Origin of the sequence: Pseudobacter sp., assembly GCF_051955275.1 — a bacterium.
Classification (GTDB): Bacteria; Bacteroidota; Bacteroidia; order Chitinophagales; family Chitinophagaceae; genus Pseudobacter.
Genome location: NZ_JBQCGW010000220.1, coordinates 44,290 through 69,318, shown reverse-complemented (window position 1 = coordinate 69,318; position 25,029 = coordinate 44,290). Strand labels below are relative to the sequence as shown.

At 49.9% G+C, this 25,029-nt stretch carries 16 protein-coding genes; 7 read left to right on the top strand and 9 right to left on the bottom strand.

Annotated elements, in window-relative coordinates; translation table 11 throughout:
• Positions 1-202 precede the first annotated feature (202 nt).
• The gene (locus ACTHMC_RS19475) at positions 203-5,293 is read left to right on the top strand and encodes a PKD domain-containing protein (RefSeq protein WP_440415623.1); all 5,091 of its coding nucleotides are present in this window, start codon (positions 203-205) and stop codon (positions 5,291-5,293) included.
• A gap of 656 nt (positions 5,294-5,949) precedes the next feature.
• On the top strand, positions 5,950-8,871 hold the full coding sequence (locus ACTHMC_RS19470; RefSeq protein WP_440415622.1) for a PKD domain-containing protein: 2,922 nt from the start codon (positions 5,950-5,952) through the stop codon (positions 8,869-8,871).
• Between the two features lie 136 nt (positions 8,872-9,007).
• Here ACTHMC_RS19470 and ACTHMC_RS19465 read toward each other — a convergent pair whose 3' ends face one another.
• Positions 9,008-10,171 carry a hypothetical protein gene (locus tag ACTHMC_RS19465; protein WP_440415620.1) on the bottom strand — a complete coding sequence of 388 codons (1,164 nt, stop codon included), beginning with the start codon at positions 10,169-10,171 and terminating at the stop codon, positions 9,008-9,010.
• A 274-nt stretch (positions 10,172-10,445) separates the two neighbouring features.
• Between ACTHMC_RS19465 and atpD the strand changes: the two genes are divergently transcribed.
• The 4 genes from atpD (at position 10,446) to dnaJ (ending at position 14,227) form a co-directional block, all read left to right on the top strand.
• A complete protein-coding gene (atpD, locus tag ACTHMC_RS19460) occupies positions 10,446-11,945 on the top strand; it encodes a F0F1 ATP synthase subunit beta (protein WP_440415619.1) in 1,500 nt (499 codons plus the stop codon).
• 24 nt (positions 11,946-11,969) lie between these two features.
• On the top strand, positions 11,970-12,230 hold the full coding sequence (gene atpC, locus ACTHMC_RS19455) for an ATP synthase F1 subunit epsilon (RefSeq protein ID WP_440415618.1): 261 nt from the start codon (positions 11,970-11,972) through the stop codon (positions 12,228-12,230).
• Positions 12,231-12,500: 270 nt separating this feature from the next.
• Complete coding sequence (locus tag ACTHMC_RS19450; RefSeq protein ID WP_440415616.1) at positions 12,501-13,049, top strand: nucleotide exchange factor GrpE; 549 nt, start codon at positions 12,501-12,503, stop codon at positions 13,047-13,049.
• 17 nt (positions 13,050-13,066) lie between these two features.
• Positions 13,067-14,227 (top strand): molecular chaperone DnaJ, encoded by a 1,161-nt coding sequence (gene dnaJ / locus ACTHMC_RS19445; RefSeq protein ID WP_440415615.1) that lies wholly within the window; start codon positions 13,067-13,069, stop codon positions 14,225-14,227.
• A 122-nt stretch (positions 14,228-14,349) separates the two neighbouring features.
• On the opposite strand, the gene ACTHMC_RS19440 is transcribed toward dnaJ, so the two are convergent.
• From ACTHMC_RS19440 to ACTHMC_RS19425, 4 genes are all read right to left on the bottom strand, one after another.
• Positions 14,350-16,107, bottom strand: a complete 1,758-nt coding sequence (locus ACTHMC_RS19440; protein ID WP_440415614.1) for a YfbK domain-containing protein — start codon at positions 16,105-16,107, stop codon at positions 14,350-14,352.
• 66 nt (positions 16,108-16,173) lie between these two features.
• A complete protein-coding gene (gene hpt, locus ACTHMC_RS19435) occupies positions 16,174-16,710 on the bottom strand; it encodes a hypoxanthine phosphoribosyltransferase (RefSeq protein ID WP_440415612.1) in 537 nt (178 codons plus the stop codon).
• A gap of 8 nt (positions 16,711-16,718) precedes the next feature.
• The gene (locus tag ACTHMC_RS19430) at positions 16,719-17,942 is read right to left on the bottom strand and encodes a glucosaminidase domain-containing protein (RefSeq protein ID WP_440415611.1); all 1,224 of its coding nucleotides are present in this window, start codon (positions 17,940-17,942) and stop codon (positions 16,719-16,721) included.
• Between the two features lie 5 nt (positions 17,943-17,947).
• The gene (locus ACTHMC_RS19425) at positions 17,948-18,586 is read right to left on the bottom strand and encodes an O-methyltransferase (protein WP_440415610.1); all 639 of its coding nucleotides are present in this window, start codon (positions 18,584-18,586) and stop codon (positions 17,948-17,950) included.
• A 53-nt stretch (positions 18,587-18,639) separates the two neighbouring features.
• Here ACTHMC_RS19425 and ACTHMC_RS19420 point away from each other — a divergent pair, with 53 nt between their 5' ends.
• Complete coding sequence (locus ACTHMC_RS19420) at positions 18,640-19,653, top strand: cation diffusion facilitator family transporter (protein WP_440415608.1); 1,014 nt, start codon at positions 18,640-18,642, stop codon at positions 19,651-19,653.
• A gap of 298 nt (positions 19,654-19,951) precedes the next feature.
• On the opposite strand, the gene trmD is transcribed toward ACTHMC_RS19420, so the two are convergent.
• From trmD to ACTHMC_RS19400, 4 genes are all read right to left on the bottom strand, one after another.
• A complete protein-coding gene (gene trmD / locus ACTHMC_RS19415) occupies positions 19,952-20,632 on the bottom strand; it encodes a tRNA (guanosine(37)-N1)-methyltransferase TrmD (protein ID WP_440415606.1) in 681 nt (226 codons plus the stop codon).
• 59 nt (positions 20,633-20,691) lie between these two features.
• Positions 20,692-21,093, bottom strand: coding sequence for an RNA-binding S4 domain-containing protein (locus ACTHMC_RS19410; protein ID WP_440415604.1), 402 nt, complete (start codon positions 21,091-21,093; stop codon positions 20,692-20,694).
• A gap of 16 nt (positions 21,094-21,109) precedes the next feature.
• Positions 21,110-22,474: a dipeptidase gene (locus ACTHMC_RS19405; RefSeq protein WP_440415602.1), complete on the bottom strand. Its 1,365-nt coding sequence runs from the start codon at positions 22,472-22,474 to the stop codon at positions 21,110-21,112.
• Positions 22,475-22,536: 62 nt separating this feature from the next.
• Positions 22,537-24,993, bottom strand: coding sequence for a TIM-barrel domain-containing protein (locus ACTHMC_RS19400; RefSeq protein WP_440415600.1), 2,457 nt, complete (start codon positions 24,991-24,993; stop codon positions 22,537-22,539).
• Between the last annotated feature and the right edge of the window lie 36 nt (positions 24,994-25,029).

Below are 25,029 nucleotides of genomic sequence, written 5' to 3'. Positions count from 1 at the left end.
CTTACTAAACCCACGCTTACCTCTGTACACTAGAAGAACTACGATTGACAATTGTCAAATTCATCTGTCAAAAAACCGTGGCTCTAATGTATCGTATCATCGTATTTTTTCGTTACTTGGTAAGGTTATTGTATATGAACTGCCATACAATACCCTGTGTCCTGTATCCAATAAATCCTAATACCGAAAAATCAATCTCCTTATGAAGAACTCTACCTTTCTGCGTAGGAAGCTGTTGTTTCTTGTGTCTCTCTTCATACTTTCCCTTTCGGGTTTTTCCCAACAAAAGTCAAACTGGATCACCGCCAAAAACGGCAAAGAGATCGGATTCCTGGAATATGTTCCCACGAATTATTCCGCCAATCCTACCTTGAAGTATCCCCTGATCATCTTCCTTCATGGTCATGGCGAACGTGGCAATGGCCGTTCCGATCTTGGAAATATCCTGCTCAGCGGTACTCCTCCCCGTCTCATTGCAGACGGCAATCCAATGACATTCACCTGGAATGGCAAGACTGAAACTTTCATAGTGATCAGCCCTCAGCTTAACTCCGAGTTCGGTTGGTGGCCCAACTGGTATGTGGATGAACTCCTTGCTTATGCCCAGAAAACATATCGAGTGGATGAGAACAGGATCTTTCTGACCGGCCTCAGCATGGGCGGTGGAGGCACCTGGGAATATGCCGGCGCATCACTGGCAAATGCCCAGAAGTTTGCAGCCATCGGCGTTTCCTGCGGAGCCTGTAACAGTATCGACCGCTGCAACCTGGCAAAAGCAAACCTGCCTATCTGGGCATTCCATGCCAAAGACGATAACAGTGCTGCTCCATATAATTGTACCGTAGCCACCATCAATGCCATCAATGCCTGTAACCCCGCAGTGAAACCCTATTTCACTTCCTGGGAAACCGGTAACCACTGGATCTGGGGCCGCGTGTATGATCCCACGCACAACAACCAGGACCCGAACCTGTACGAATGGTTCCTGGCTCAGAACAAAGGACTGGCGCCCAACAAGCGCCCTGTGATAGTGGCGCCGGATGTAACCACCACCTCCTCTCTGGCAACTGCCGTGCTGGATGCATCCGGATCAAGCGACCCTGATGGAAAGATCATCCGCTACGTCTGGACCAAAGTGTCCGGCCCCGGCGGAACGCTCAGCGGTCTGTTTTCGCTCGATGGAAAAATTAATGTAACAGGCCTTACCACTGAAGGCACTTACGTGTTTGAAGTGAAAGTGATCGATGATCGGGCAGACTGGGTTACAAAGAATATTACCCTTACTGTGGTGGCAGGTGCACCAGGCACCAAGAAACCTTTTGCCAATGCCGGTTCCGACTTCACCGTTTTCTACCCCAATACAAGCACAAAACTGAATGGTACCGCATCACGCGATGATGATGGCACCATCGTTAAATGGGACTGGAGCCAGGTGAAAGGACCTACAACTGTAACCTTCACCAATAATAATACAAGCACTCCCACTGTCAGCAACCTGGCGCTGGGCTATTATACTTTCAAACTGGTAGTAACCGATAACAATGGCCTGACTGCAGAAGACCAGGTAGATGTTACGGTGAGCCCCCAGAATATCCTGCCCTTCGCGAAAGCTGGTCCGGATATTTATATTCAGCTGCCGACCAACTCTGCAACCCTCGATGGCTCCGCATCCTACGATTCAGATGGTGAGCTGAAAGCATATGAATGGAGCTATGTAAGCGGGCCTTCCACTTACACCATCACCGATGCAACGGCCAAAACCACCACCGTTACCGGCCTGGTGGAAGGCACCTACGAATTCAAGATCCGTGTATGGGATAACTGGTACAACTCCACGAATGATACCCTGAAGATCTTTGTTTCAAAGAATCCTGCTCCGGTGAACAATGCGCCGGTAGCCAAAGCAGGAGCTGACCGCGAAATCACTTTACCGGTGAAGTCCACTACCCTGGATGGCAGTGGCTCCACCGATCCTGATAACAATATCAAGACCTATGCATGGACGAAAGTGAGCGGTCCAACGTCTCATTCCTTCACCAATGCGTCTGCCGCTTCCACTTTGGTAGACAACCTGGAAGCAGGCACTTACGAATTCAAGCTCACCGTTACAGATGCAGGAGGGCTCAGTTCTTCCGACAATGTAATTGTGAAAGTGAATGCAAGGGCCAACCAGGCTCCTGTTGCCAATGCAGGTCCTGACCGGGAGATCACCCTGCCGCAGGGAGCATATCTCGATGGCAGCGCCAGCAGTGATCCTGATAATAATATTTCCACGTATGCATGGACGAAAGTGAGCGGCCCGGCTTCTCATACCTTCGCCAACAGCGCCGCCAAAGCTACTGACGTGAACAACCTGTCGGCCGGCACCTATGAATTTCAGCTTACCGTTACCGATGCAGAAGGACTGAGCTCTTCCGATATCGTGATCGTGAAAGTGAATCCCAGACCTAATCAGGCGCCTGTCGCCAATGCAGGGGCAGACCGCAATATCACCCTGCCCACATCAACTACCACACTGGATGGCAGCGCCAGCAGCGATCCCGACAACAATATCAAAACATATGCATGGTCATGGGTTAGCGGTCCCGCTACCTATACTATAGATAATCCTTCCAGCGCCACTACAGGCCTCAGTAACCTGGTGGAAGGTACTTATGAATTCAAACTCACAGTTACAGATGAAGCAGGGCTGAGCGCTTCGGATAATGTAACTGTAAAAGTGAATCCAAAACCCAACCAGGCGCCAGTGGCCAATGCAGGTGCAGACCGCAATATTACACTTCCGGCAACCGCTACCAGCCTGGACGGCAGCGCCAGCAGCGATCCCGATAACAATATCAAAACATATGCATGGTCATGGGTAAGCGGACCGGCTACCTATACTATAGATAACCCGTCCGGCGCCACTACCGGCCTCAGCGGCCTGGTGGAAGGCACCTATATGTTCAGGCTTACTGTTACTGATGATGCAGGGCTCAGCTCTTCTGACGACGTAAGAGTGATCGTGAATCCTGTGATCCCACCAGACAACAAAGCACCTGTGGCCAATGCAGGAAACGATAAGTCCATTACACTTCCCGCCACTACTTCCCTGGATGGCAGCGGCAGTTCAGATGAAGATGGCAGCATCACTACCTGGCTCTGGGAGTGGGTGAGTGGACCTGCCAGTTACAATATCGTGAATAAGAATGCAGCAACTACTGCACTCAACGGACTTACTGCGGGTACTTATGTATTCAAACTCACCGTTACCGATAATGGTGGTCTTACTTCAACCGATGAAGTAAGCATCGTGGTGAACCCTGATCCAAACAAACCACCTGTAGCCAATGCAGGAAATGATATCTCTATTGCATTGCCTGTACAAACAGCCACGCTTGATGGCAGTGCTTCCTCTGATCCCGAAGGCAAAACCCTCACCTACCTCTGGGAGTATGTGAACGGTCCTGCCGGTTACACCATCGTCAATAAGAATGCAGCCAGCACTGCTATCAACGGCCTCACGCTCGGCACCTATACATTCAAACTGACTGTAACAGATATTGGTGGCCTCAAATCTTCCGATGAAGTGAAGGTTGTGGTGAACCCGGATCCCAATAAACCACCGGTTGCCAATGCAGGTGCGGATATCTCCATCACATTGCCTGTACAGATAGCCAACCTGGATGGAAGCCTGTCTTCCGATCCGGAAGGAAAAACACTTACTTATACCTGGAGCTACAAGAGCGGCCCCAACTCATATGCTATCACAACCGCGGCTGCTGCAAAAACAACCGTGAGCGGCCTGGTGGAAGGAACTTATGAATTCCAGCTGCTGGTGAAAGACCCGGGTGGCCTCACTGCTACGGATGTGGTGAAAGTAGTGGTGCATCCTATGCCGGCTAACAAGCTTCCAAAAGCCAATGCAGGTACGGATTTCAGTGTTACCCTGCCTAACCCGCTGATCCAGCTCAATGGTGGCAGTTCAACAGATGAAGACGGCACCATCGTTTCCTGGAAGTGGACCCGTGTAACCGGCCCGAATGTTCCGGTGATTACAAATTCCGAAACAAGTCTGGCCACCGTTACCGGTGTGATCCCTGGCGTATATACTTTTGAACTGGTTGTAACAGACAACAGAAGCGGCATTGGTAAAGACACGGTGAAAGTGACCGTGAACGATGTACCCAATAAAGCACCTGTAGCCAATGCAGGAACAGACATCACCATTACATTGCCTGTTCAGTCAGTAACCCTCGATGGCTCTGCCTCTTCCGATCCGGAAGGCAAGACGCTCACCTATGCCTGGACTTATGTGAACGGACCAACACCATATTCCATCGCCAGTCCGGCAGCCGCCAAAACAGTAGTATCAGCACTTACTGACGGAACTTACACATTCCAGTTACAGGTAACGGATGCTGGTGGCCTTACCGCCAAAGCCACTGTGAAAGTGATTGTGAAGCCAGTGGTGATCCCGCCGAACAGGCTCCCAACAGCCAATGCAGGCGTGGATTTCAGCGTAACGCTTCCCAATCCGCTGATCCAGTTGAATGGCAGCGCTTCATCCGACCAGGATGGAAGCATTTCAGTCTGGAAATGGTCACGCATCAGCGGTCCGGGTACAGTCACCATCAACAACAGTGCTACCAAGCTTGCTACCGTTATCGGTGCAGCGGCCGGTGTTCATGAATTTGAACTGGTTGTAACAGACGACAGGGGCGGCATCGACAAAGACACCGTGAAGGTAACGGTGAATCCTGCGCCCAATAAAGCGCCTGTAGCGGTTGCCGGCAAAGACACTACCATTGCGGTTCCGGCCAATGTAGCCTTCCTGGATGCCAACGGTTCTTTCGATCCGGATGGCCTGATCACTTCCGCCAGGTGGAGGCAGATAGATGGCCCACGCGAATCCATACTGGCCACTCCTAATGAGATCACTACGTATGCAACAGCGTTGATCGTTGGTGTGTATGAGTTTGAGCTGATAGTAGTAGACAATAAGGGAGCTGTGAGCAAAGACACCATGAAGGTGCATGTGGTGAATAATTTCAAGTATACTGAAGAGCTGGCCCTGTATCCGAATCCTGCCAAGAGCGTTGCTAAGCTGCGTCTGATCAGCGATACAGAAGGTGAGGCCATAGGTACCATATTGAACATGAGCGGACATACAGTAAGGCGCTTTGTGATCCCGAGGTCACAGTCTGTAAGTGTTCAGGAGATCTCAGTAGTGGATCTGCTGCCGGGAGTATATTACCTGCAGATCAATATCGCGAACAAAAAAACGATGGTCACCAGGTTTGTGAAGCAGTAGCTGTTAGCGTTGAAATCCGCCCCGGATAAGGTTTTATGCCAGGGCGCCATATAGAGATCACCCGCCGGGAGGCGAGCGATTGGTAACACTCAAAGTATGTGAAGGATGTCTCAGCAGTGCCGCCGGTCGCTCTCCTTTTAAGCAGGTGATTTTTTTTTGCCTGTGCATCATCCGGTGTTTCAATCGTCACTATACTAATGGCTGTTTTTTCGAGTCTTCTCAAACCCTTGTCAACACTGGCTTTTACAGTTTCAAAAAAAAACTTTTTTTTCTAACACGTTCGATTCCTTGCATTCAGAGCGTTTACTTGCAATAACTGTGTGCTGTTTTACTCAACCGTGGCAAAATTGTTGCGCAATTACAACATATTGGTATAGTAATTGCGCATTTTGGGACAGAAAATCGTTCCCTATTTAATCCCCGGTTAGTCCGATTAGTAAAGTCCGTTTTAGCTCCCGCCCTTTCAAAAGTGCCTTGGGATGATGCGATCTTTATAGATGCCGGTTTCGCCATATTCCTTATCTATACAATTTTCACAGGTCTGCAACGCAGTGGCAGCAATGCTTTGAGGCATTGTAGTCACTGGACTATGATCATTGCAAAATGATCGTACCAGGAAACTATTTTTTTTACCGGGAAACACATTTAGAATTTCTATGAGAAACTTTTTACTCTGCATGCTCGGCATCCTGATCACGATGTCCGCCGCAGCGCAACATGAACCCAAAGGAATCACAGCCAAAAACGGCCAGTATATTGGGTTCTACCAGTTCTTACCTCCTGATTACAAACAGGATGCCAGGACCCACCCGCTGATCATCTTCCTGCATGGCGCAGGAGAAAAAGGTGACGGCACCACACAACTCAAGAACGCGTGCTGGAACGGTCTCCCACGCAGGATCGATGAAGGTGCTACCATGACCTTCACCTGGAACGGCAAAACCGAATCTTTCATTGTACTGACCCCGCAGCTCAACTCACAGTACGGATGGTGGCAGAACTGGTACGTAGATGAACTGATCGAGTATGCTACCAAAAACCTCCGCATCGACCCGAACCGTATCATCCTTACCGGTCTCAGTATGGGCGGTGGCGGCACCTGGCAGTATGCAGGCACTTCTCTCGATAACGCCAAACGCCTTGCTGCCATCGGCGTTTCCTGCGGAGCCTGTACCAATGCCACCTGGTCTAATATGACCAATGCAAACCTTCCTATCTGGGCCTTCCACGCAGAAGACGATAACAGTGCCGCCCCTGTGACCTGTACCAAAGGCGCCATCAATGCGCTGAATGCCCTCAATCCTACCGTAAAACCTTATTTCACTTTATGGCCTACAGGCGGTCACTGGATCTGGGACCGTGTGTATGATATCGGCTACAATAACCAGAATCCCAATATCTATGAATGGTTCCTGGCGCAGAACAAAAGTCTGCCGCCGAACGTACGCCCCGTTGCCAATGCCGGCAGCAATCAATCGATCACTACCGGCACTGCTACGGTAACGCTCAATGCAGGCGCATCCTCCGACAGGGACGGAAAACTGGTCCGCTATATATGGAGCAAGATCTCCGGCCCTTCCTTCGGATCAATTTCCACACCGGTTTCTACGAACGGTATTACTACCGTTACAGGCCTCACACAGGCAGGTACTTATGTATATGAAGTGAAAGCGGTTGATGACCGTGCCGACTGGACCACCGCCCAGGTGACCATCACCGTTACCAACGGAGCCGGAACCGGCAACCAGAGTCCTGTAGCCAAAGCAGGCAATGATATCACTATCACTGCCCCCGCCAACAGCGTTACCCTCAACGGCTCTACTTCTTCAGACCCTGATGGCAGCATCGCGTCCTATAACTGGACCAAGGTAAGCGGTCCTGCAGAAGGTACTATCGCAGCCCCTAACAGCGCTAACACTGCGGTGAACAGCCTGGCTGTAGGTACTTATGTATTCAGACTTAAAGTAACTGACGATAAAGGCGCCACTGCACAGGACGATGTAACCGTTACTGTGAACAAAACAGCAGACAAGCCAACAGCCTGGATCGTGGATGCAGGTGCTGACCAGACCATCACCCTTCCTGTAAACTCAGTGAAGCTGGATGGCACGAAATCAAATGACCCCGATGGAAATATCGTACGGTACGAGTGGGTTAAATTCAGTGGCCCCGCCAAAGGCACCATCGTTAACCCCGCCGCATCCAGCACCGATGTTACCAATATGGAAGCAGGCACTTATGGTTTCAGGCTCACAGCATGGAACCACCAGGCACAGCCGAAAGGGGACTCCGTGTACATCACAGTGAAGGGCGCTACCACCAATCCTCCGGCTGAACAGCCTGTGATTGCAAATGCCGGCGCAGACATCACTATCACATTACCCACCAACAGCACCACGCTGAACGGTTCAGCTTCCGTGAACCCAACCGGTAATGTGATCAAAGAATACAAATGGAGAAAACTCACCGGTCCTGCACAGTTTGCTATTGCAAACCCTGCAGCAGCTGTGACCGCTCTCAACAACCTGGCTGAAGGAACTTACAGCTTTGAACTGATGGTATGGAACCATAACTGGATCCCACGTGCAGATACAGTTCAGGTGATCGTGAAAGCAGGCAGCGGTACCGGAAACCCCGGTAATACTGCCGATCCCAAAGCAGGACTGGCCAATGCCGGAGCTGATGTGACCATCACGCTTCCAGTAAATACTGTAACTGTGAATGCCTCTGCCTCCGTGGATCCGCTGGGTCAGATCAAGGAATACAAATGGAGGAAGATCAGCGGCGGCACTGCCACTATCGTGAATGCGGCTGCTCCCATCACTACCATCACCAACCTTACCGCAGGATTGTACAGCTTTGAAGTAATGGTTTGGGGTAAGGACTGGGTACCACGTGCAGACACCATGCTGGTGACCGTGAAATCCGCTACAGGTGGGAATAACAACAGTGGTGATGTGAAAGCTGGACTGGCCAATGCGGGACCTGATATCGCTATCACGCTGCCTACCAACAGCGCTTCACTGAATGCTTCCGCCTCTGTTGATCCGCTGGGTCAGATCAAAGAATACAAATGGAGGAAGATCAGCGGACCTGCCCAATTCACAATCGGCAACCCTGCGGCTGTGATCACACCTATCACCAACCTGGTGGAAGGCATCTACAGCTTTGAGGTGATGGTTTGGGGCAAGGACTGGGTGCCACGCGCAGATACAGTGCTGGTAATAGTTTCAGCTGTTTCAGCTAAAGTAGCTGCACAAACTGTGAACACGGAAGCGCAACTGCTTAGTGTGTCCACCGACGTGAAAGAGACCGGTGCCACCGCTGATAAACTGAGGATCTATCCAAGCCCTGCTACTACCACCATTAATGTGGAAACTACCAGCAAACTCAGCGGCAATGCACAGTTGAAGATCTATGATGCTACAGGTGGACTGATACGCAGGATCAATTTCTTCCAGCAATCATCAGTGCAGGTACAGCAGGTTGCAGTGAGCACACTGAAGCCCGGCATTTACCAACTGGAGATCACGGTTGAAAATAAAACCAGACTTGTTAGCCGTTTCATCAAACAATAACATTATCTTTCCGGATATCCTGTAAAAGATCACGAGGGTGCACCCGCCAAGGCTGCACCCTCTTTTTTTGTCCTCGCCCTCAATGTAACAACAAAACCCGCCAGAGGCGGGCTTTTCAAGAGTTTTCGTGTTAGTATCACTGTAATACCGGGTGTGACTTGAACTCCCTCGTTCTGTCGAACAGGTAACGGTAAGTGGTAAGCGTTCTGCTCGGCCAGGTCTCTCCCATTCTCCTGGCAACATTGATCATTTTAGGATTGAAATCTCCGATCCACTGCATTTCATAATCTTCATAACCATACTGCTTAAGCGAAATACCTGCCTCGATGATCATGTAAGCATCCAGTCCCAGGCCCTGGTATTCCGGGATAACTCCGAAAACCAGCCCCACCATTTTCCGGCTCGGATGCTTTTTCATCAGCCAGAGTAATTTCAGTTTGTTCCACCAGTTGAATTGTCCGTTCAGGAATTTGAACCACTGGTTGAGGTCGGGCAGGTTGATGAAGATGGAAACGGGCTTATCATTATGATATACGAACCAGGCGATCCTTTCATCCAAAACCGGTTTCATTTTTTCCAAAAGCAGTAGCACCTGCTGAGCGGTAAGCTCTTTCTGTCCTTCGTGGACTGCCCAGGCTTTGTTGTACACGAAGGAAAAGTCTGCCGCATATTTTTCCAGCTGGTTTTTATCGATGGTGGCCATTTTATAACTGGGATCTTTGGCAATGGCGGCGTGGCGGTTCCAGAGTTTCTTATGGAAGGGGCCATGGATGCTCATTCCAAAGCAGAGCTGATTATAGAAAGGGCGGAAGCCGTAATACTCGAAGAGATCTTTATAATAAGGCTGATTATAATTCATACAGTAGAGCGGCTCATTGAAACCGTTCACCAGCAGCCCCCACCAGCGGTCGCGCTCCCCGAAATTAATCGGGCCGTCCATGGCTTCCATGCCTCTTTGCAGGAGCCAGTGGCGGGCTACATCAAACAGCATATCGGCGGCTTCCTGGCTGTTGATGCAGTCGAAGAAACCGATGCCACCCACGGGGCCATCGTCATCTTTATTATGGTACCTGGTATTTACGAAGGCCGCGATGCGGCCAATGAGCCTGTCTTCCTCATCTTTCAGTATCCACCTGGTCACTTCCCCGAAGCCGAAAGCCTTGTTGAGGCTGGGGTCGAAGACCTCCTCCACATCCTTATCGAGCGGGCGGATGTAGCCCTGGTCATGTTTATTGATCTCCACATTGACCTGAATGAACGCGGCAGCGGTAGCAGGATCGTTGACTTCTATCAGTTGCATCAATTCTTATTAAACAAGCCGTTACAATGTACAAGGGTACAAAAAAAATGAAAAGCGTAAATTTCTTTTTACCCCTATCACCATACAAAATAAAGACCAACACATCATATAATTCGTTTATAATATGAGAATTATGCTCATTTCTCTGCCTGTTATCCCCCATCCGCCCGTAATTCCTTCCCAATCCCCATATATTTCCTGCTTCTTATTTTATATTTCGTGCTCCAGCCCTTACCTTTGCGGCCAAATTAAAACGCTCTCTTAAACATCTTATATGGCAAACGTTGGAAAGATCAAGCAGATCATCGGCGCGGTAGTGGATGTGCAGTTTGACGGCAAACTCCCGGAAATCTATAACGCACTTGAACTGAAAAAACAAAATGGTGAAATTCTGGTTCTGGAAGCTCAACAGCACCTTGGTGAGGACAGCGTACGCTGTATCGCTATGGACGGTACTGAAGGTCTGGTTCGCGGACTGGAAGTAGTTGACACCGGCGCCGCTATCACCATGCCTTCCGGTGAAGCTATCAAAGGCCGCCTTTTCAACGTAACCGGAGACCCTATCGACGGATTGCCTGCAGTATCCAAACAAGGTGGCCGCCCTATTCACGCTAAACCACCTGCGTTTGAGAACCTCTCTACCGCTACAGAAGTTCTGTTCACTGGTATCAAAGTAATTGACCTCATCGAGCCATATGCAAAAGGTGGTAAGATCGGTCTCTTCGGTGGTGCCGGTGTAGGTAAAACCGTATTGATCCAGGAGCTGATCAACAACATCGCAAAAGCATACTCCGGTGTGTCTGTATTTGCCGGTGTAGGTGAAAGAACACGTGAAGGTAATGACCTGATGCGTGAGATGATCGAAGCTGGTATCATGAAGTACGGTAAAGAATTCCAGCATAGCATGGAAGAAGGTGGCTGGGACCTCAGCAAAGTGGATATGAAAGAACTGGCTGATTCTAAAGCTACTTTCGTATTCGGACAAATGAACGAGCCTCCTGGTGCACGTGCCCGTGTTGCCCTCTCCGGTCTGACCATCGCCGAGTATTATCGTGATGGAGACGGACAAGGTAAAGGCCGTGATATCCTCTTCTTCGTTGACAATATCTTCCGTTTCACACAGGCTGGTTCCGAAGTATCGGCCCTGCTTGGCCGTATGCCTTCAGCGGTAGGTTATCAGCCCACACTCGCTACAGAGATGGGTCTGATGCAGGAACGTATCACTTCTACCAAGAATGGTTCAATCACTTCCGTACAGGCGGTTTACGTACCTGCGGATGACCTGACTGACCCTGCTCCTGCAACTACCTTCGCTCACCTTGACGCCACTACCGTATTGAGCCGTAAGATCGCTGACCTTGGTATCTACCCTGCGGTTGACCCGCTGGATTCTACCAGCCGTATCCTTACCGTTCAGATCGTTGGCGAAGCACACTACAAATGTGCTGACCGTGTAAAACTGATCCTCCAGCGTTATAAAGAACTGCAGGATATCATCGCCATCCTCGGTCTGGATGAGTTGAGCGACGAAGACAAACAAACCGTATCACGCGCCCGTAAAGTACAGCGTTTCCTGTCTCAGCCCTTCCACGTGGCAGAGCAGTTCACCGGTCTGAAAGGTGTACTGGTTCCCATCGAAGAAACTATCCGTGGTTTCAACATGATCATGGACGGTGAAGTAGACGATTATCCTGAAGCAGCCTTCAACCTGGTAGGTACCATCGATGATGCTATCGAGAAAGGTAAGAAGCTGTTGGCTCAGGCTAAAGGTTAATTTGTCAAAACATTCTAATCAATTATGAACTTAGAAATATTAACACCCGAGCGCAAACTTTTCAGCGGAGATGTATACGGCGTACAACTGCCCGGCATCAGCGGATTGTTTGAAGTGCTCGACAAACACGCCCCCCTCGTTTCTGCCCTCAAGGCCGGAAAGATGAAGGTGCTGAAAGACAAAAACAACCATGTTGTCTTTTATGATATCCAGGGCGGATTTGTGGAAGTACTGAACAACAAGGTTACCGTTCTGGTGGAAGGCGCTGAAGAATCAGCCAAATAAGCGCAATACCGGATCACACCGGTTCAGATAGAACATTCAGAACCCCCGCCTGGCGGGGGTTTTTCTTTGCCGGAAGTATGGTCAGCCCAGGCTCCTGAATAAAGACAATTTGGCCTGTTTCCGGCACTGGCAAAGTAATTGCCCACAATAGCATTGCCGATAAATTCGCGTATTTTTACCGCTTTGGCGCTTCAGAAACGCCTGAGCAGTACATACCCCGATCTTACCGGCCATTTTTACAGCAAAAAGGCATTTAAAAACAGGAAAGCTATGACAGAAAAAGATCCGATTTTGGACGATAACGGCCAGGATGCCAGCAATCTGGACCTCAACACAGAGGACATACAGGATAACCCCGGCGGCAATGATGCCGAAGCGGAAAAACTGCGCCAGGAAGTGGCGGAACTGAAAGACAAATACATCCGCCAGGCTGCCGAATTCGACAATTTCAGAAGAAGAACGGCCAAGGAAAAACTGGAACTCATCCAGACCGCCGGCAAAGATGTGATCGTGTCCCTGCTGGATGTGCTTGACGACTGCGACCGTGCAGAAAAGACCCTGGACAACCCGGAGCTCAATCCCGCCATCCGTGAAGGCGTTCAGCTGGTATTTGCCAAACTGCGCAATACCCTGGCTGCAAAAGGCGTAAAAGTCATGCAGACCGTCGGAACCGAATTTAACCCCGAATTCCACGAAGCCATTACAGAAATTCCCGCTCCCACCCCTGATCTCCAGGGCAAAGTGGTGGATGAAGTAACAAAAGGCTACTACCTGAATGATAAGATCATCCGGTTTGCAAAAGTGGTTGTAGGAAAATAATACCACATTGGTTTTCTATGAAAAGAGATTATTACGAAATACTGGGAGTGGCCAAAGGGTCTTCCCAGGATGAGATCAAGAAGGCCTACCGGAAAGTGGCGATGCAGTATCACCCAGACAGGAACCCCGGCGATAAAGCCGCCGAGGAGAAGTTCAAAGAAGCTGCCGAAGCCTATGAAGTCCTGAGCGACCAGGATAAACGGGCCCAGTACGACCGCTTCGGCCATGCCGGTGTAAACGGCAACGGACGCGGCTTTGGTGGCGGTGGCCAGAACATGGATGATATCTTCAGCCAGTTCGGAGATATTTTCGGAGATGATATCTTCGGCAATTTCTTCGGCGGCGGCGGAGGTGGAGGCAGAAGAGGCGGACAACGCTCACGCGGTGTACGTGGCTCCAACCTGCGCATCAAACTCAAGCTCACCTACGAAGAGATCGCCAAAGGAGTAAACAAACAGATCAAGGTAAAGAAATACGTTACCTGCAGCACCTGCACAGGCAGCGGCGCCAAAGACAAAAACAGCGTTCAGAACTGCGGCACCTGCGGCGGAAGCGGCCAGGTACGCAAAGTGACCAACACCTTCCTGGGCCAGATGCAGACCGTTACCACCTGCCCTACCTGTAATGGCGAAGGCAATGTGATCACGGCCAAATGCGGCAGCTGTAAGGGCGAGGGAAGGATCTACGGCGAAGAGACCGTAAGCATCGATATCCCGGCCGGTGTGGGTGAAGGCATGCAACTCAGCGTAGGCGGAAAAGGCAATGCCGGCGAACGCGGCGGAGCCCCCGGCGACCTCATCATCCTCATCGAAGAAGAACAACACAAAGAACTGCACCGCGATGGGCTCAATGTAGCTTACGAACTACATATCTCCTTCCCCGATGCCGCCTTCGGCACCAATGTGGAGGTACCCACCATCGACGGCCGCGCTAAAATAAAGATCCCTGCAGGCACACAGAGCGGTAAGATCTTCCGCCTCAAAGGCAAAGGCTTCCCCGCTGTGAACAGCTATGAAAAAGGCGATCAGCTGATCTATGTGAACGTATGGACTCCCCAAAACCTCACATCAGAAGAAAAAGCCATGCTGGAGAAACTGAGCAATGCGCCCAATTTTCAGCCGCAGCCTGATAAAACTGATAAGAACTTCTTTGATAAAGTGAGAGAGATGTTCTCTTAGAGAAGAAAGCATTCTATTAAAAAAGGGAATTCGATCTGAATTCCCTTTTTACATTTACTCAATATTTTTATCAGGTTGTTGTTAGTATTTCGGAAAACCTACTCTCGAAAGCACGGATACACTCACTCCTTCTTCCGCTTCTTCATCTTCCCATAAATCTTCTTTGCTTTCTGCACCATCGTAATAAACTCCTCCTGCACATAATCCCCTTTCCGATGTGCATCATTCGCCAGCACAATCACATCACTCCATCCATACTGATTGGAGAACTTTGATTGCTTCAGCAGAGCCGCAAACATGGCCACAGATGTGGCAAAGCGGTAGCAGCGCGGTAAATCATTGAACTCAGTATAATCACTCACCACACTATATTCGGTTATACGACGTAGTGACTCCCCCGGTTTTCTGAAGTTGATAGACAGGCTGGCAACAGGCTCGTCAGTAGGATATGCTTCCGCACCATTTCCCCTGGCCCCTTCGATTTCAAACAATACCAGCAGCGAGTGGCCCGGCCCTACTTCCCCACCTTCCACTTCATTGAGTGAATCAGCCAGCGCCTTTGCTTTGTTATCAAAGCCCAGCAGCCTGTATTGACGCACTACGGAAGAATTGAAACGGATATTGAGGTAGGCGTCATCCGCCACTGTGAACAATGTTTGTGTCAGCTCACGCACCAGCACTTTCTCCGCCTCATGTTCATTATCCAGGTAAGCAAAATTTCCATTTCCTTTTTTGGCCAGCACTTCCAGTTTTGAATCCTTGTAATTGCCCATGCCTACACCAAGACAGGTAAGGTAGATGCCTGATTCCTGGTGCTGCGTAATCAACTTTTCCAGTTCTGCCTCACTGCTTTGCCCTACGTTGAAATCCCCGTCTGTAGCAAGGATCACGCGGTTATTCCCTCCTTTGATGAACTGGCTTCTTGCCAGTCTGTAAGCCGTAATGATACCTGATTCACCAGGCGTGGATCCACCGGGATATAACTCTTCGATAGACTTTCTGATCTTCACTTTATCTGCCCCTGAAGTGGGTGTCAGCCACACACCTACAGTACTGCCATACACCACTATCGAAACCGTATCTGTATTACGAAGATTATCTACCAGCAATTTGAAAGATGATTTGAGAAGTGGCAGCCTGTTGGGCATATCCATGGAGCCGGAAACATCCACCAGGAATACCAGGTTGGAAGGAGGGATCTCAGCACTGTCGATCTTCCGGGAAGCGATATTCAGGTATAGCAGCTGGTGTTGAGGATTCCAGGGGCAATCGGAGATGTATGACCGAAAACCGAAGATACTGTCGCGCGCCAGCGGCGATGAATCATAATTGAAATAATTCAGCAGTTCTTCCGTGCGCACCGCATCAGGCGGAACTGTTGTATTCATGTTCAGGAAGCGGCGGATATTACTGTATGCGGCACGGTCTGCATGAATAGCAAACCCTGTTTCAGGATATTTTCTCGCCATCACAAATTCATTTTCCACCAGGGCACTGTAGGTTTCTCCGCTGAACAACTGCTTTTTTCTATCCTCAGGTTGCAGATCGCGTGTGAGGCTTACCAGTTTGTTACGTTGCAGATTGGCAACGGAATACAGCATTTTAAGAGAGATGGTATGATAGCGGCCGGCCTCTACCTTGAGGGCCAGTTCCTGGTAGCCATCGAGAGAAATAAAAAGCGTGTCGCATTCTTTATTGCTCACGATGCCGAAAGCTCCTTTATTTCCGGAGTAATAGGTAAGATTGCTGGATTGCAATTTCAGCCTGGCGTTGGACAAAGTATTTCCTTTCTCGTCTCTGATCTCGCCACGCAGGTAATACTGGGCGGAAGCAGTGGCAAACAACAGGGTAAACAGCAGTATTGCAATAGCAATTCTCAACGTGTGATTTTGGGTTGAAAAATACCATATACTTTGGTTACTTGCAAGTGTACGGGCGATGTAATCTTACTCTGCCAGCTTGTAGATCTCCGGAATATTTCTTCCCAAACCGTCATAATCAAGGCCATAGCCCACTACAAACTTGTTTGGAATAGCAAATCCAAGGTAATCGATGGGGATCGGAAAAACAGTGGCTTCTGGCTTGTGCAGCAATGCCACGATCTTCATGGAAGAAGGTTGCTGGTGCTCCAGCTGGGGCAGGAATTCACTGAGGGTTTTACCGGTGTCAACTATGTCTTCAATGATCAGTACATCCCTGCCGAAAATATCGGTGTCCAGTCCGATGGCCGTGATCACCTGTCCGGTAGAACGGGTACCCTTATACGAAGCCAGCTTGATGAAACAGACTTCCACTTCAACAGTAAGCTCCTTGAAAAGATCGGCAGCAAAGATGAAACTGCCATTCAGGATAGCGATCACTACCGGTCTTTTACCTGCATAATCCTTGTTGAGGGACCCTGCAATTTCTCTGATGCGGTTTTTGATCACGTCAGCAGTCAGGTATGGCTCGAATGATTTATCGTGTACACGGATTATGCTCATAAGATCAGTTATTGTAAAATGACAAGCGTTTGGCCGATCTTCAGGTCAGTGCTCTGAAGCCTGTTCCACTCCTGTATCTTCTCAACGGTAACATTGTATTTTTTGGCGATGCTGTACAGGGTCTCTTTGGTTTGCACCACATGCGTCAGGGAGCTGCTCATGGCAGGCCTGCTGTCTACAGTTGTTCTTACCACGGCAGCCACAGCCATTTCTGAAGCCAGCCTGGGCCTTGCAGGAGCAGCAGTACGGAGATAGATCTTTTCCCCGATGGCAGGTACATCATCTTCTTTCAGATGATTGTACTTGAGCATGGCTTCATAACGAATACCCTCTGTCTGGCAGATATCGTACAAGGTTTCGCCTTCCTGCACAATATGTAATTCGCCAACACCGGTCTTCCGCTTGCGTTGCAGGAAGAGCAGCTGGTTGTCGGTGATCACATCTTCCCTGTCCATATCATTGAAATCGAGGAGGCGGCGCAGCGAAATATCATAGAGTTTGGCAACGGCCAGCAAGGATGTGCCGCTTTTTGCATAGATCACACGGGTATCGTTGATCTTGAACTCTCCTTCCGGATAGCTCACTTCAGGAACAGACGGACGGATAAGATCAGGATTACCAACCTCTGCAACCACCTTTTCCTGTATCATTTCCACCGCAATGGGCTCACCGATCACTGTTTTGTTGGAAGCGAGGATATCTTTCTGCATCGGGAGTTTACCCAGCGCAATCAGCGAGTACTCCTGCAGGTTATAATCTTCTATGAGTTTGATGAGCAGCTGTGAGTATTTTATATTGGTGGCATACCCTGCTTTCTTGAGGCCGTAAGCCCATCCTTTGTAGTCAGTGGGATCGAGCTGGAACAGGCTGGCATACCGGGCGCTGTTCTTCAAGAAATTGGAATGATCCAGGTAGGAATCACTGGGGCTGGAATAAGAGCGGAAACATTCTCCGCGGGCATCATCATCGTGGTATACTTTTTTGCCCTGCCAGGTTTCCTTGCACTTGATGCCGAAATGGTTATTGGATTTCATAACCAGCACGCTTTTGCCCGCCATGGTCTCATGAATGCCCTGTGCCAGTTTGATGGAAGCAGGCACGCCTGTTCTCACCATTTCCTGTATAGCCAGTTCCTTGTAGGTGTTGATATAATCCAGGATGTCAGCGCTCTTCTGAGCCTTTACACAAAGAGTTGCCAGCAAGGGCAGAACGATCAATAAGCGTTTCAGCATTCCTTTTATTTTTTACGGATCATGAGTAAACCATCACGTACGGTGAGCAAAACCTGCTCTACCCTTTCGTCCTGCAGCACCATCTCATTGAAGGCCTGCATGGCTTTACCGTTCTTTGTGGTTACCGGCTCTTCCAGCACCTGTCCATGAAACAGGACATTATCCGCCAGAATTACGCCACCGGGCCTTAAATTGGGCAAAACCAGGTTGAAATACTCCATGTAGGAAACCTTGTCGGCGTCAATGAAAACGAGGTCCCAGGTCTCCTGCAGGTCGGGTATGATCTGTAACGCATTCCCGATGTGCAAAATTATCTTTTCGCGGTCATTTGACCTATTGAAATTTGCCTGGGATATAGCTCCATCGGCCTCTCTGAGCTCAATTGTGTGCAATAAACCGTCTTTTAACAAGCCTTTGGCAAGGCAGAGGGCACTATAGCCGGTAAAAGTGCCGATCTCCAGGATGCGGCGTGGCTGCAGCATGCGGCTCACCATTTCCAGTAATTTACCCTGCACATGCCCGCTGAGCATATGGGGCTGCGCGTGGGTGGCATAGGTTTGCGCATTGATGTCCCGCAGCAGTTCATCTTCAAGCGATGTATACTTTGCCGCATATTCTTCAACGATGCCAGGTATCAGTTCCACAGGTTGACGTTTGTACAAAGATAATCTTTGTACTTTTACCCAAATCGCTTGCTTTGGATACCGGCCTCGAAAATCTCCGTACACAACGGTATGTTGTAACCGTTGCTGTTGTACTCTTCCTGTTGAAACTGGTGGCGTATTTTCTTACGCATTCGGTGGCCATCCTCACAGATGCCCTGGAAAGCACCGTGAATGTGATTGCCGGTTTTATCGGACTGTACAGCCTGTATGTTGCCGCCAAACCCAGGGATGAAGATCATCCTTACGGTCATGGTAAAGCGGAGTTCCTCTCAGCTGCCGTGGAAGGCACCCTGATTCTCATTGCAGGCATTATCATCATCTATGAATCCGTGCGCCACCTCATCGAGCCACGTGAACTGCACAAACTGGATAGCGGTATTATCCTCATAGCCATTACCGCACTCATCAATTTTGTAGTAGGCAGCATCAGTATCCGGAAAGGAAGGAAGAATAATTCACTCGCGCTGATCGCCAGCGGCAAGCACCTTCAATCTGACACATGGAGCACACTCGGTATCATTGCCGGACTGGTGCTGATCAGGTTTACCGGACTGCTCTGGTTAGATGGCGCAGTGGCCATTCTGCTTGCCCTGTACATCATCTATACAGGTTACATAATCCTCCGCAGATCACTGGCAGGTATCATGGATGAAGCCGATAAGGAATTGTTACAGAAAATGGTGATCCTGCTCAACGCCAACCGCCGCACCAACTGGATAGACCTGCACAACCTCCGCGTGATCAAATACGGTGGACAATTACATATAGATTGCCATCTCACAGTTCCCTGGTATTTCAATGTAAACGAAGCGCACCTTGAAGTGGATGAGCTTACACACCTGATCAGGCGCGAGTTTGGAGACTCCATCGAAATGGCCGTGCATGTGGATGGCTGCATGGATTTCAGCTGCCGTATCTGTAATAAATTCGAATGTGAAGTAAGGCAACATCCTTTTGTAGAGAAGGTGCAATGGGATTTGAATAACCTGCTGAGCGATCAAAAGCATTCTCTCGCAGCTGCCAGTCGCTCGCGTCCCCGCGAGTGACTTCTATTTGCTCGCCTCTGGCGAGTTCAGCGTTCGCCGGAGGCGAACAAATATTACTCACTCGCCAGAGGCGAGCGAGTGCTCCCCGACATTCGTAATCTCCCCGGTATATTTCCTATGTGGATAAACTGCCGGTTGGCACAGTACATGCATACATAAGAACACTAAATCCGTTCTTATGAAGAAAACAATTTTAGTAGGACTGTTGATGACCCTGGTGGTATACCTGCTGATCTATATGGTAGCGGTATTCTGAGAATCAACAGGAATTGCATGTCAGATTATTGACATTGATAACTTACTGATCACTGTGCAGATCGGGCCGGCGCTCTTTGGTGCGCTTCACAGCCTGTTCATAGCGCCAGTCGGCGATCTTCAGGGGGTCGCCGCTCATGAGGATATCAGGTACTTTCCAACCGCGGAACTCTGATGGTCTTGTGTAGACTGGAGGGGCCAGTAAGTTATCCTGAAAAGAATCCATCAGCGCAGAGGTCTCATCATTGAGCACTCCGGGCAATAATCTTCCGATTGCGTCCACAATAACCGCGGCAGCCAGTTCCCCGCCACTGAGCACATAATCTCCAATGGAAATTTCCTTTGTAACGAAATGTTCGCGGATGCGTTCGTCGATCCCCTTGTAATGTCCGCAGATGATGATAAGATTGCCTTTGAGTGAGAGTTGATTGGCAGTGGACTGATCAAAGCGCGGACCATCAGGTGTTACATAGATGATCTCATCATACAGCCTGTCTTTCTGCAGCGTTTCGATGGCATTGGCCAGCGGTTCCGGCATCATCACCATTCCTGCGCCGCCGCCGTACTGATAATCATCCACCTGTCCATACTCATTCACCGCCCATTGACGCAGATGATGAACATGCACTTCCAGCAAGCCTTTGTCGCGGGCTCTCTTCATGATGGAATGACCAAGCGGGCTCTCCAGTAATTCAGGTACAATAGAAATGATATCGATACGCATGCCGCAAAGATAAGGAAGATGAACACTCGCGGAGACGCGAGCGACTGGGCACTGCGTAATTATTCTTCAGCATCCTCATCCCCCATAAATCCTTCGATATCCCTTCTTTGTTTCTTGGTAGGCCTTCCCTGCTTACTGAGGCGTTTGCCTGTATGGAAGGTGGCAGCCTGGAACTGTAACCGTTCCAGCTCTTCGGGAGGTGTAAGATCTTCGTAGTACTTGATGGCTTCCGTGTGTGCAACACGGTTATGCAGCAGCCCGGTGACCTTTACGGTCCATCTCCGGGCTGCTGTTTTAACTTCATAGATCTCTCCGATGTTCACAGCTTTCGCAGGCTTCACATTGTTCTCGTTCCACTTTACCTTACCTCCGTCGCAGGCCTCAGTAGCCAGCGAGCGCGTTTTGAACAAACGGATCGACCATAAATACTTATCGATGCGTAATTTCTCTTTATCGGCCATGCTTCAAAGTTACGGCTTATTGTTGCGCGTAGAACTGGTGGAAATAAGGGATCGTTTCGATGCCCTTGTAGAAATTGGCCAGGTCGAATTTCTCATTGGGTGAGTGCAGGTTATCGCTGTCGAGGCCAAAACCCATGAACACGATCTTCACGCCCAGTTCCCTTTCCAGGATGGTGCAGATGGGAATACTGCCGCCGCCACGGACCGGGATCGGTTTCTTACCGAAAGTGGTTTCGTAAGCCTGGCTTGCAGCCTGGTATCCTTTGGATCCGATGGGGGTCATATAAGGTTCGCCGCCATGGAGGTTCTCAGCCTTCACAGTAACGCCTGCAGGAGCTACTTTCCTGAAATAGTTCAGCAACAGTTCCGTGATCTTCTCAGAGCTCTGGTTAGGCACCAGGCGTGCGGAGATCTTGGCGTATGCTTTTGAAGGAAGAACGGTCTTGGCACCTTCGGCCGTGTAACCACCCCAGATACCGTTCAGTTCCAGTGTTGGGCGGATACCGGTACGCTCGTTGGTGGAGAAGCCCTTTTCGCCCCAGAGCGATTCAACGCCCAGGTCTTTGCTGTACTCAGCTTCATTGTAGGGAGCCTGTGCCAGCATCTTTCTTTCATCATCAGACACGGTGAGCACATCATCATAAAAACCGGGAATGGTGATATGATTGTTCTCGTCATGTGCGCCGGCGATCATTTTCGCGAGCATGGTGATGGGATTGGCGACAGCACCGCCGTACACACCACTGTGGAGATCACGGTTAGGACCGGTCACTTCCACCTGGATGTAAGCGAGGCCGCGCATGCCGATGTCCATGGAAGGGGTGTCAAGGGAAAGCATGGCACTGTCGCTGATCAGGATCACATCGCATTTCAGAAGGTCCTTATGCTCTGCAACAAATTTTTCGAGATTGGGAGAACCTACCTCTTCTTCACCCTCGATGAGGAACTTGATATTGGTAGGTTGTGTGTTTGTTTTGGTCATGGTCTCCAGCGCTTTCACATGCATGTACACCTGGCCTTTATCATCGGCGGATCCGCGCGCATATAGTTTACCGTCTTTCACCACCGGCTCAAACGGCCCGCTGGTCCAGAGATTGAGCGGATCGGGCGGCTGCACGTCATAGTGGCCATATACCAGCACCGTTGGTTTGGAAGGATCTACGATCTTCTCTCCATATACTACGGGATGGCCCGCTGTTTCCATCACTTCCGCTTTGCCGGCGCCTGCTTCCAGCAGACGTTGCTTCACGGCTTCCGCGCATTTGCGCATGTCTTCTTTATTGGCGCTGTTGGCACTGATAGACGGGATGCGCAACAGATCTTTGAGTTCTTCGAGGAAACGATCCTTGTTCTTTTCCTGGTATTCTTTCCAAGCTTGCATAATGGCAATATTTTAAATAGTTAGAGCAGCCAGATTGGGTGGCGAAGATAAAGTGTTTTCAATTACAATTTGATCTCCACTGTTGTTGGCTTACCATCAAAAACGATGGTGGTGGCTGAAAACTGACCACCGGCCATTATCATGGGTTTAGCGGCAGTTGTGCTGATTTCCGTACCGTTCACATGTACAAATTTGATGTTCGCACCAGGGATCAGGAGGGTGAATTTGCGCTGCTGTTTGCGTTTGTAGGCAGCCGGATTATTTGTTTTTAATTCAATGCTGATGGTATTCCCTTTGGTTACGCCGGTAAAGGTCACCAGTTCATACTCTGCACGCTCCAGGGCGCGGGGCTCTGCACCATCGTCATCATACCAGGTGTAAGCAGCAGCAGCAGCAGATGGATAGTACACCATCCCGATACTTTTTGAATTGTATGCTTCTGTATTGCGGATCACGGAATCCGTTTGCCAGAAAGGAATAAAGCTACCTGCCTTTGCGTAAAGTGGCATGGTTGCCAGTTCAGCAGGCTGATCCAGCCACTGCTTTCCTTCCAGCAGTTTGCTGTCGGAAAAGCGGTACCACTGCCCTTCGGGCAGATAAACCTTCCTGCTGGTGGCAGATTGCGTCATCACGGGCGCTACCAGGAACTGATCGCCCCAGAAGTACTGATCAGTGGCATTGAAGGTTTCAGGATCATTGTAGTTATAGTAATAGAGCGGGCGCATGAGCGGCCTGCCATTCACTGCCTGATCATATGCAAGCGAATAATTATAGGGAAGCAGCTCATAACGGAGACGCACATACTTTTTTACGATCCCCTGGTATGGCTCCTGCCAGAATACAGGTTCGGAAGGAATGCTCTTCACTGTTTTATCATAATCTTCCAGCGCCGTACCATGCGGGCGGAACACCGGTGTGAAAGCAGCAAATTGCAACCACCTGGTGTAAAGCTCTGCATCTGCTTCATCGGCCATGGCAAAACCTCCGGCATCGGAATGTACGTAGGGCAGGCCGCTGAGGCTCATGCCCATCAGCACCGGCCACTGCGCCTTGAGGCCGCTCCAGCTGCGGGCCACATCGCCTGTCCAGGGAAACACACTGTAACGCTGGCTACCGGCGAAGCCTGCACGGTTGAGATGGAAGAGGCGCTGATCAGGATAATCATCGCGGTATTTTTCATACAACAGGGCGCTCCACTGATGACCATACAGATTATGGATCTCATCGGCAGTTACCGGTCTGTTGATGCCCTGGTCTTTGAGATTATGAACGATGGTATTGGGATGTTTCTCCGGCTCGCCAAGGTCACTCCACCACCCACTAACGCCATTGGCTACCTGCTTTTTGTAGAGCTTCCACATGAAGTCGCGCGCCGGCTTGCGGAAGATATCTATCAGACCGCCTTCTCCAAAGTAGAGGTCTTTATACATATAAGGCTGTCCGGCTGCATCCGTTGCCAGGAAAGGCGTTGCTTCAGCGAAACTTTTGGTGCCTTTCAGAAAGAAAGGCTCCGTGATCAGCACTGGTTTGATATTCTGTTGCCGGAACCGGGTGAGCATATTCTTCGGGTTGGGCCATTTGCTGGTATTCACCCAGTCGAAATTACCGAGGGTTCCCTTTATATCATCACCAAACCAGAATAGGTCGAATATGAGACCATCGATGGGGAACCCGGCCGCCTGCATTTTGGCCACCACATCCTTCACCTGTGCTTCGCTTCTGTATCCGAACCTGGACACGAAATTGCCCAGCGCCCAGCGCGGAGGCAACGGCTGCCTGCCGGTGATGGCGCTGTAGTTCAGCATGATCTCATCCAGATTCCGGCCGAACACCACGTAGAAGTTCAGCTCTCCACTCATAAAGCCTGCTTCCAGCGTGCTTTTTTCTGTGAGCCCGATATCTGCATATCCTTTGGAAGGATTATCAAAAAACAGCCCGTAGTTATTGGAAGAGATAAAAAATGGTACGGAGAAATTGAGATTATCAGCTCCCAGCCCATATCCGTAAGCGGGTGAATTGTACAGTTGAAGGCGGTATCCGCGGCGGTCCATCGGTAAGGCGCGCTCACCGCCACCCAGCCATTTCTCCCCGTCTGTGAGCTGAAAACGGAAGCCCCGGTTATTGTCCTGGCTGAAATAGGATGCATTCTTCACTTTTATTTCCCTGCCCTGCCGGAAATAGATCCTGTCACGCTGAATTACCACACTGAGCCCGTTCTCAAATTCAACGGTCTGGGAGGTTCCGTTGGTGATCTTTGCCTGGGTGGCCTGCGGTGTACCGATTACGGCATTGCTCATCAGTTCACCCCGGTTATAATCTGCCGGACGATATGTAGCCTTCACAACCAGTGCGTTGTAAGGGTTGAAGGTCCACTGCCCTTCCTTTCCCTTGAAAACCACTTCCGTGACCTTGCCATTGAAAGGATCTTTGCCTACATTGTTCACAATCACCTGTTGCGCCACTACAAGGCGGGAGATCAGTAAAAAAAGTATGGAAACAATTATTTTTCGGTTATTCATATACGTTATGAATTGAGCGTCAGAATTTAGTACTGC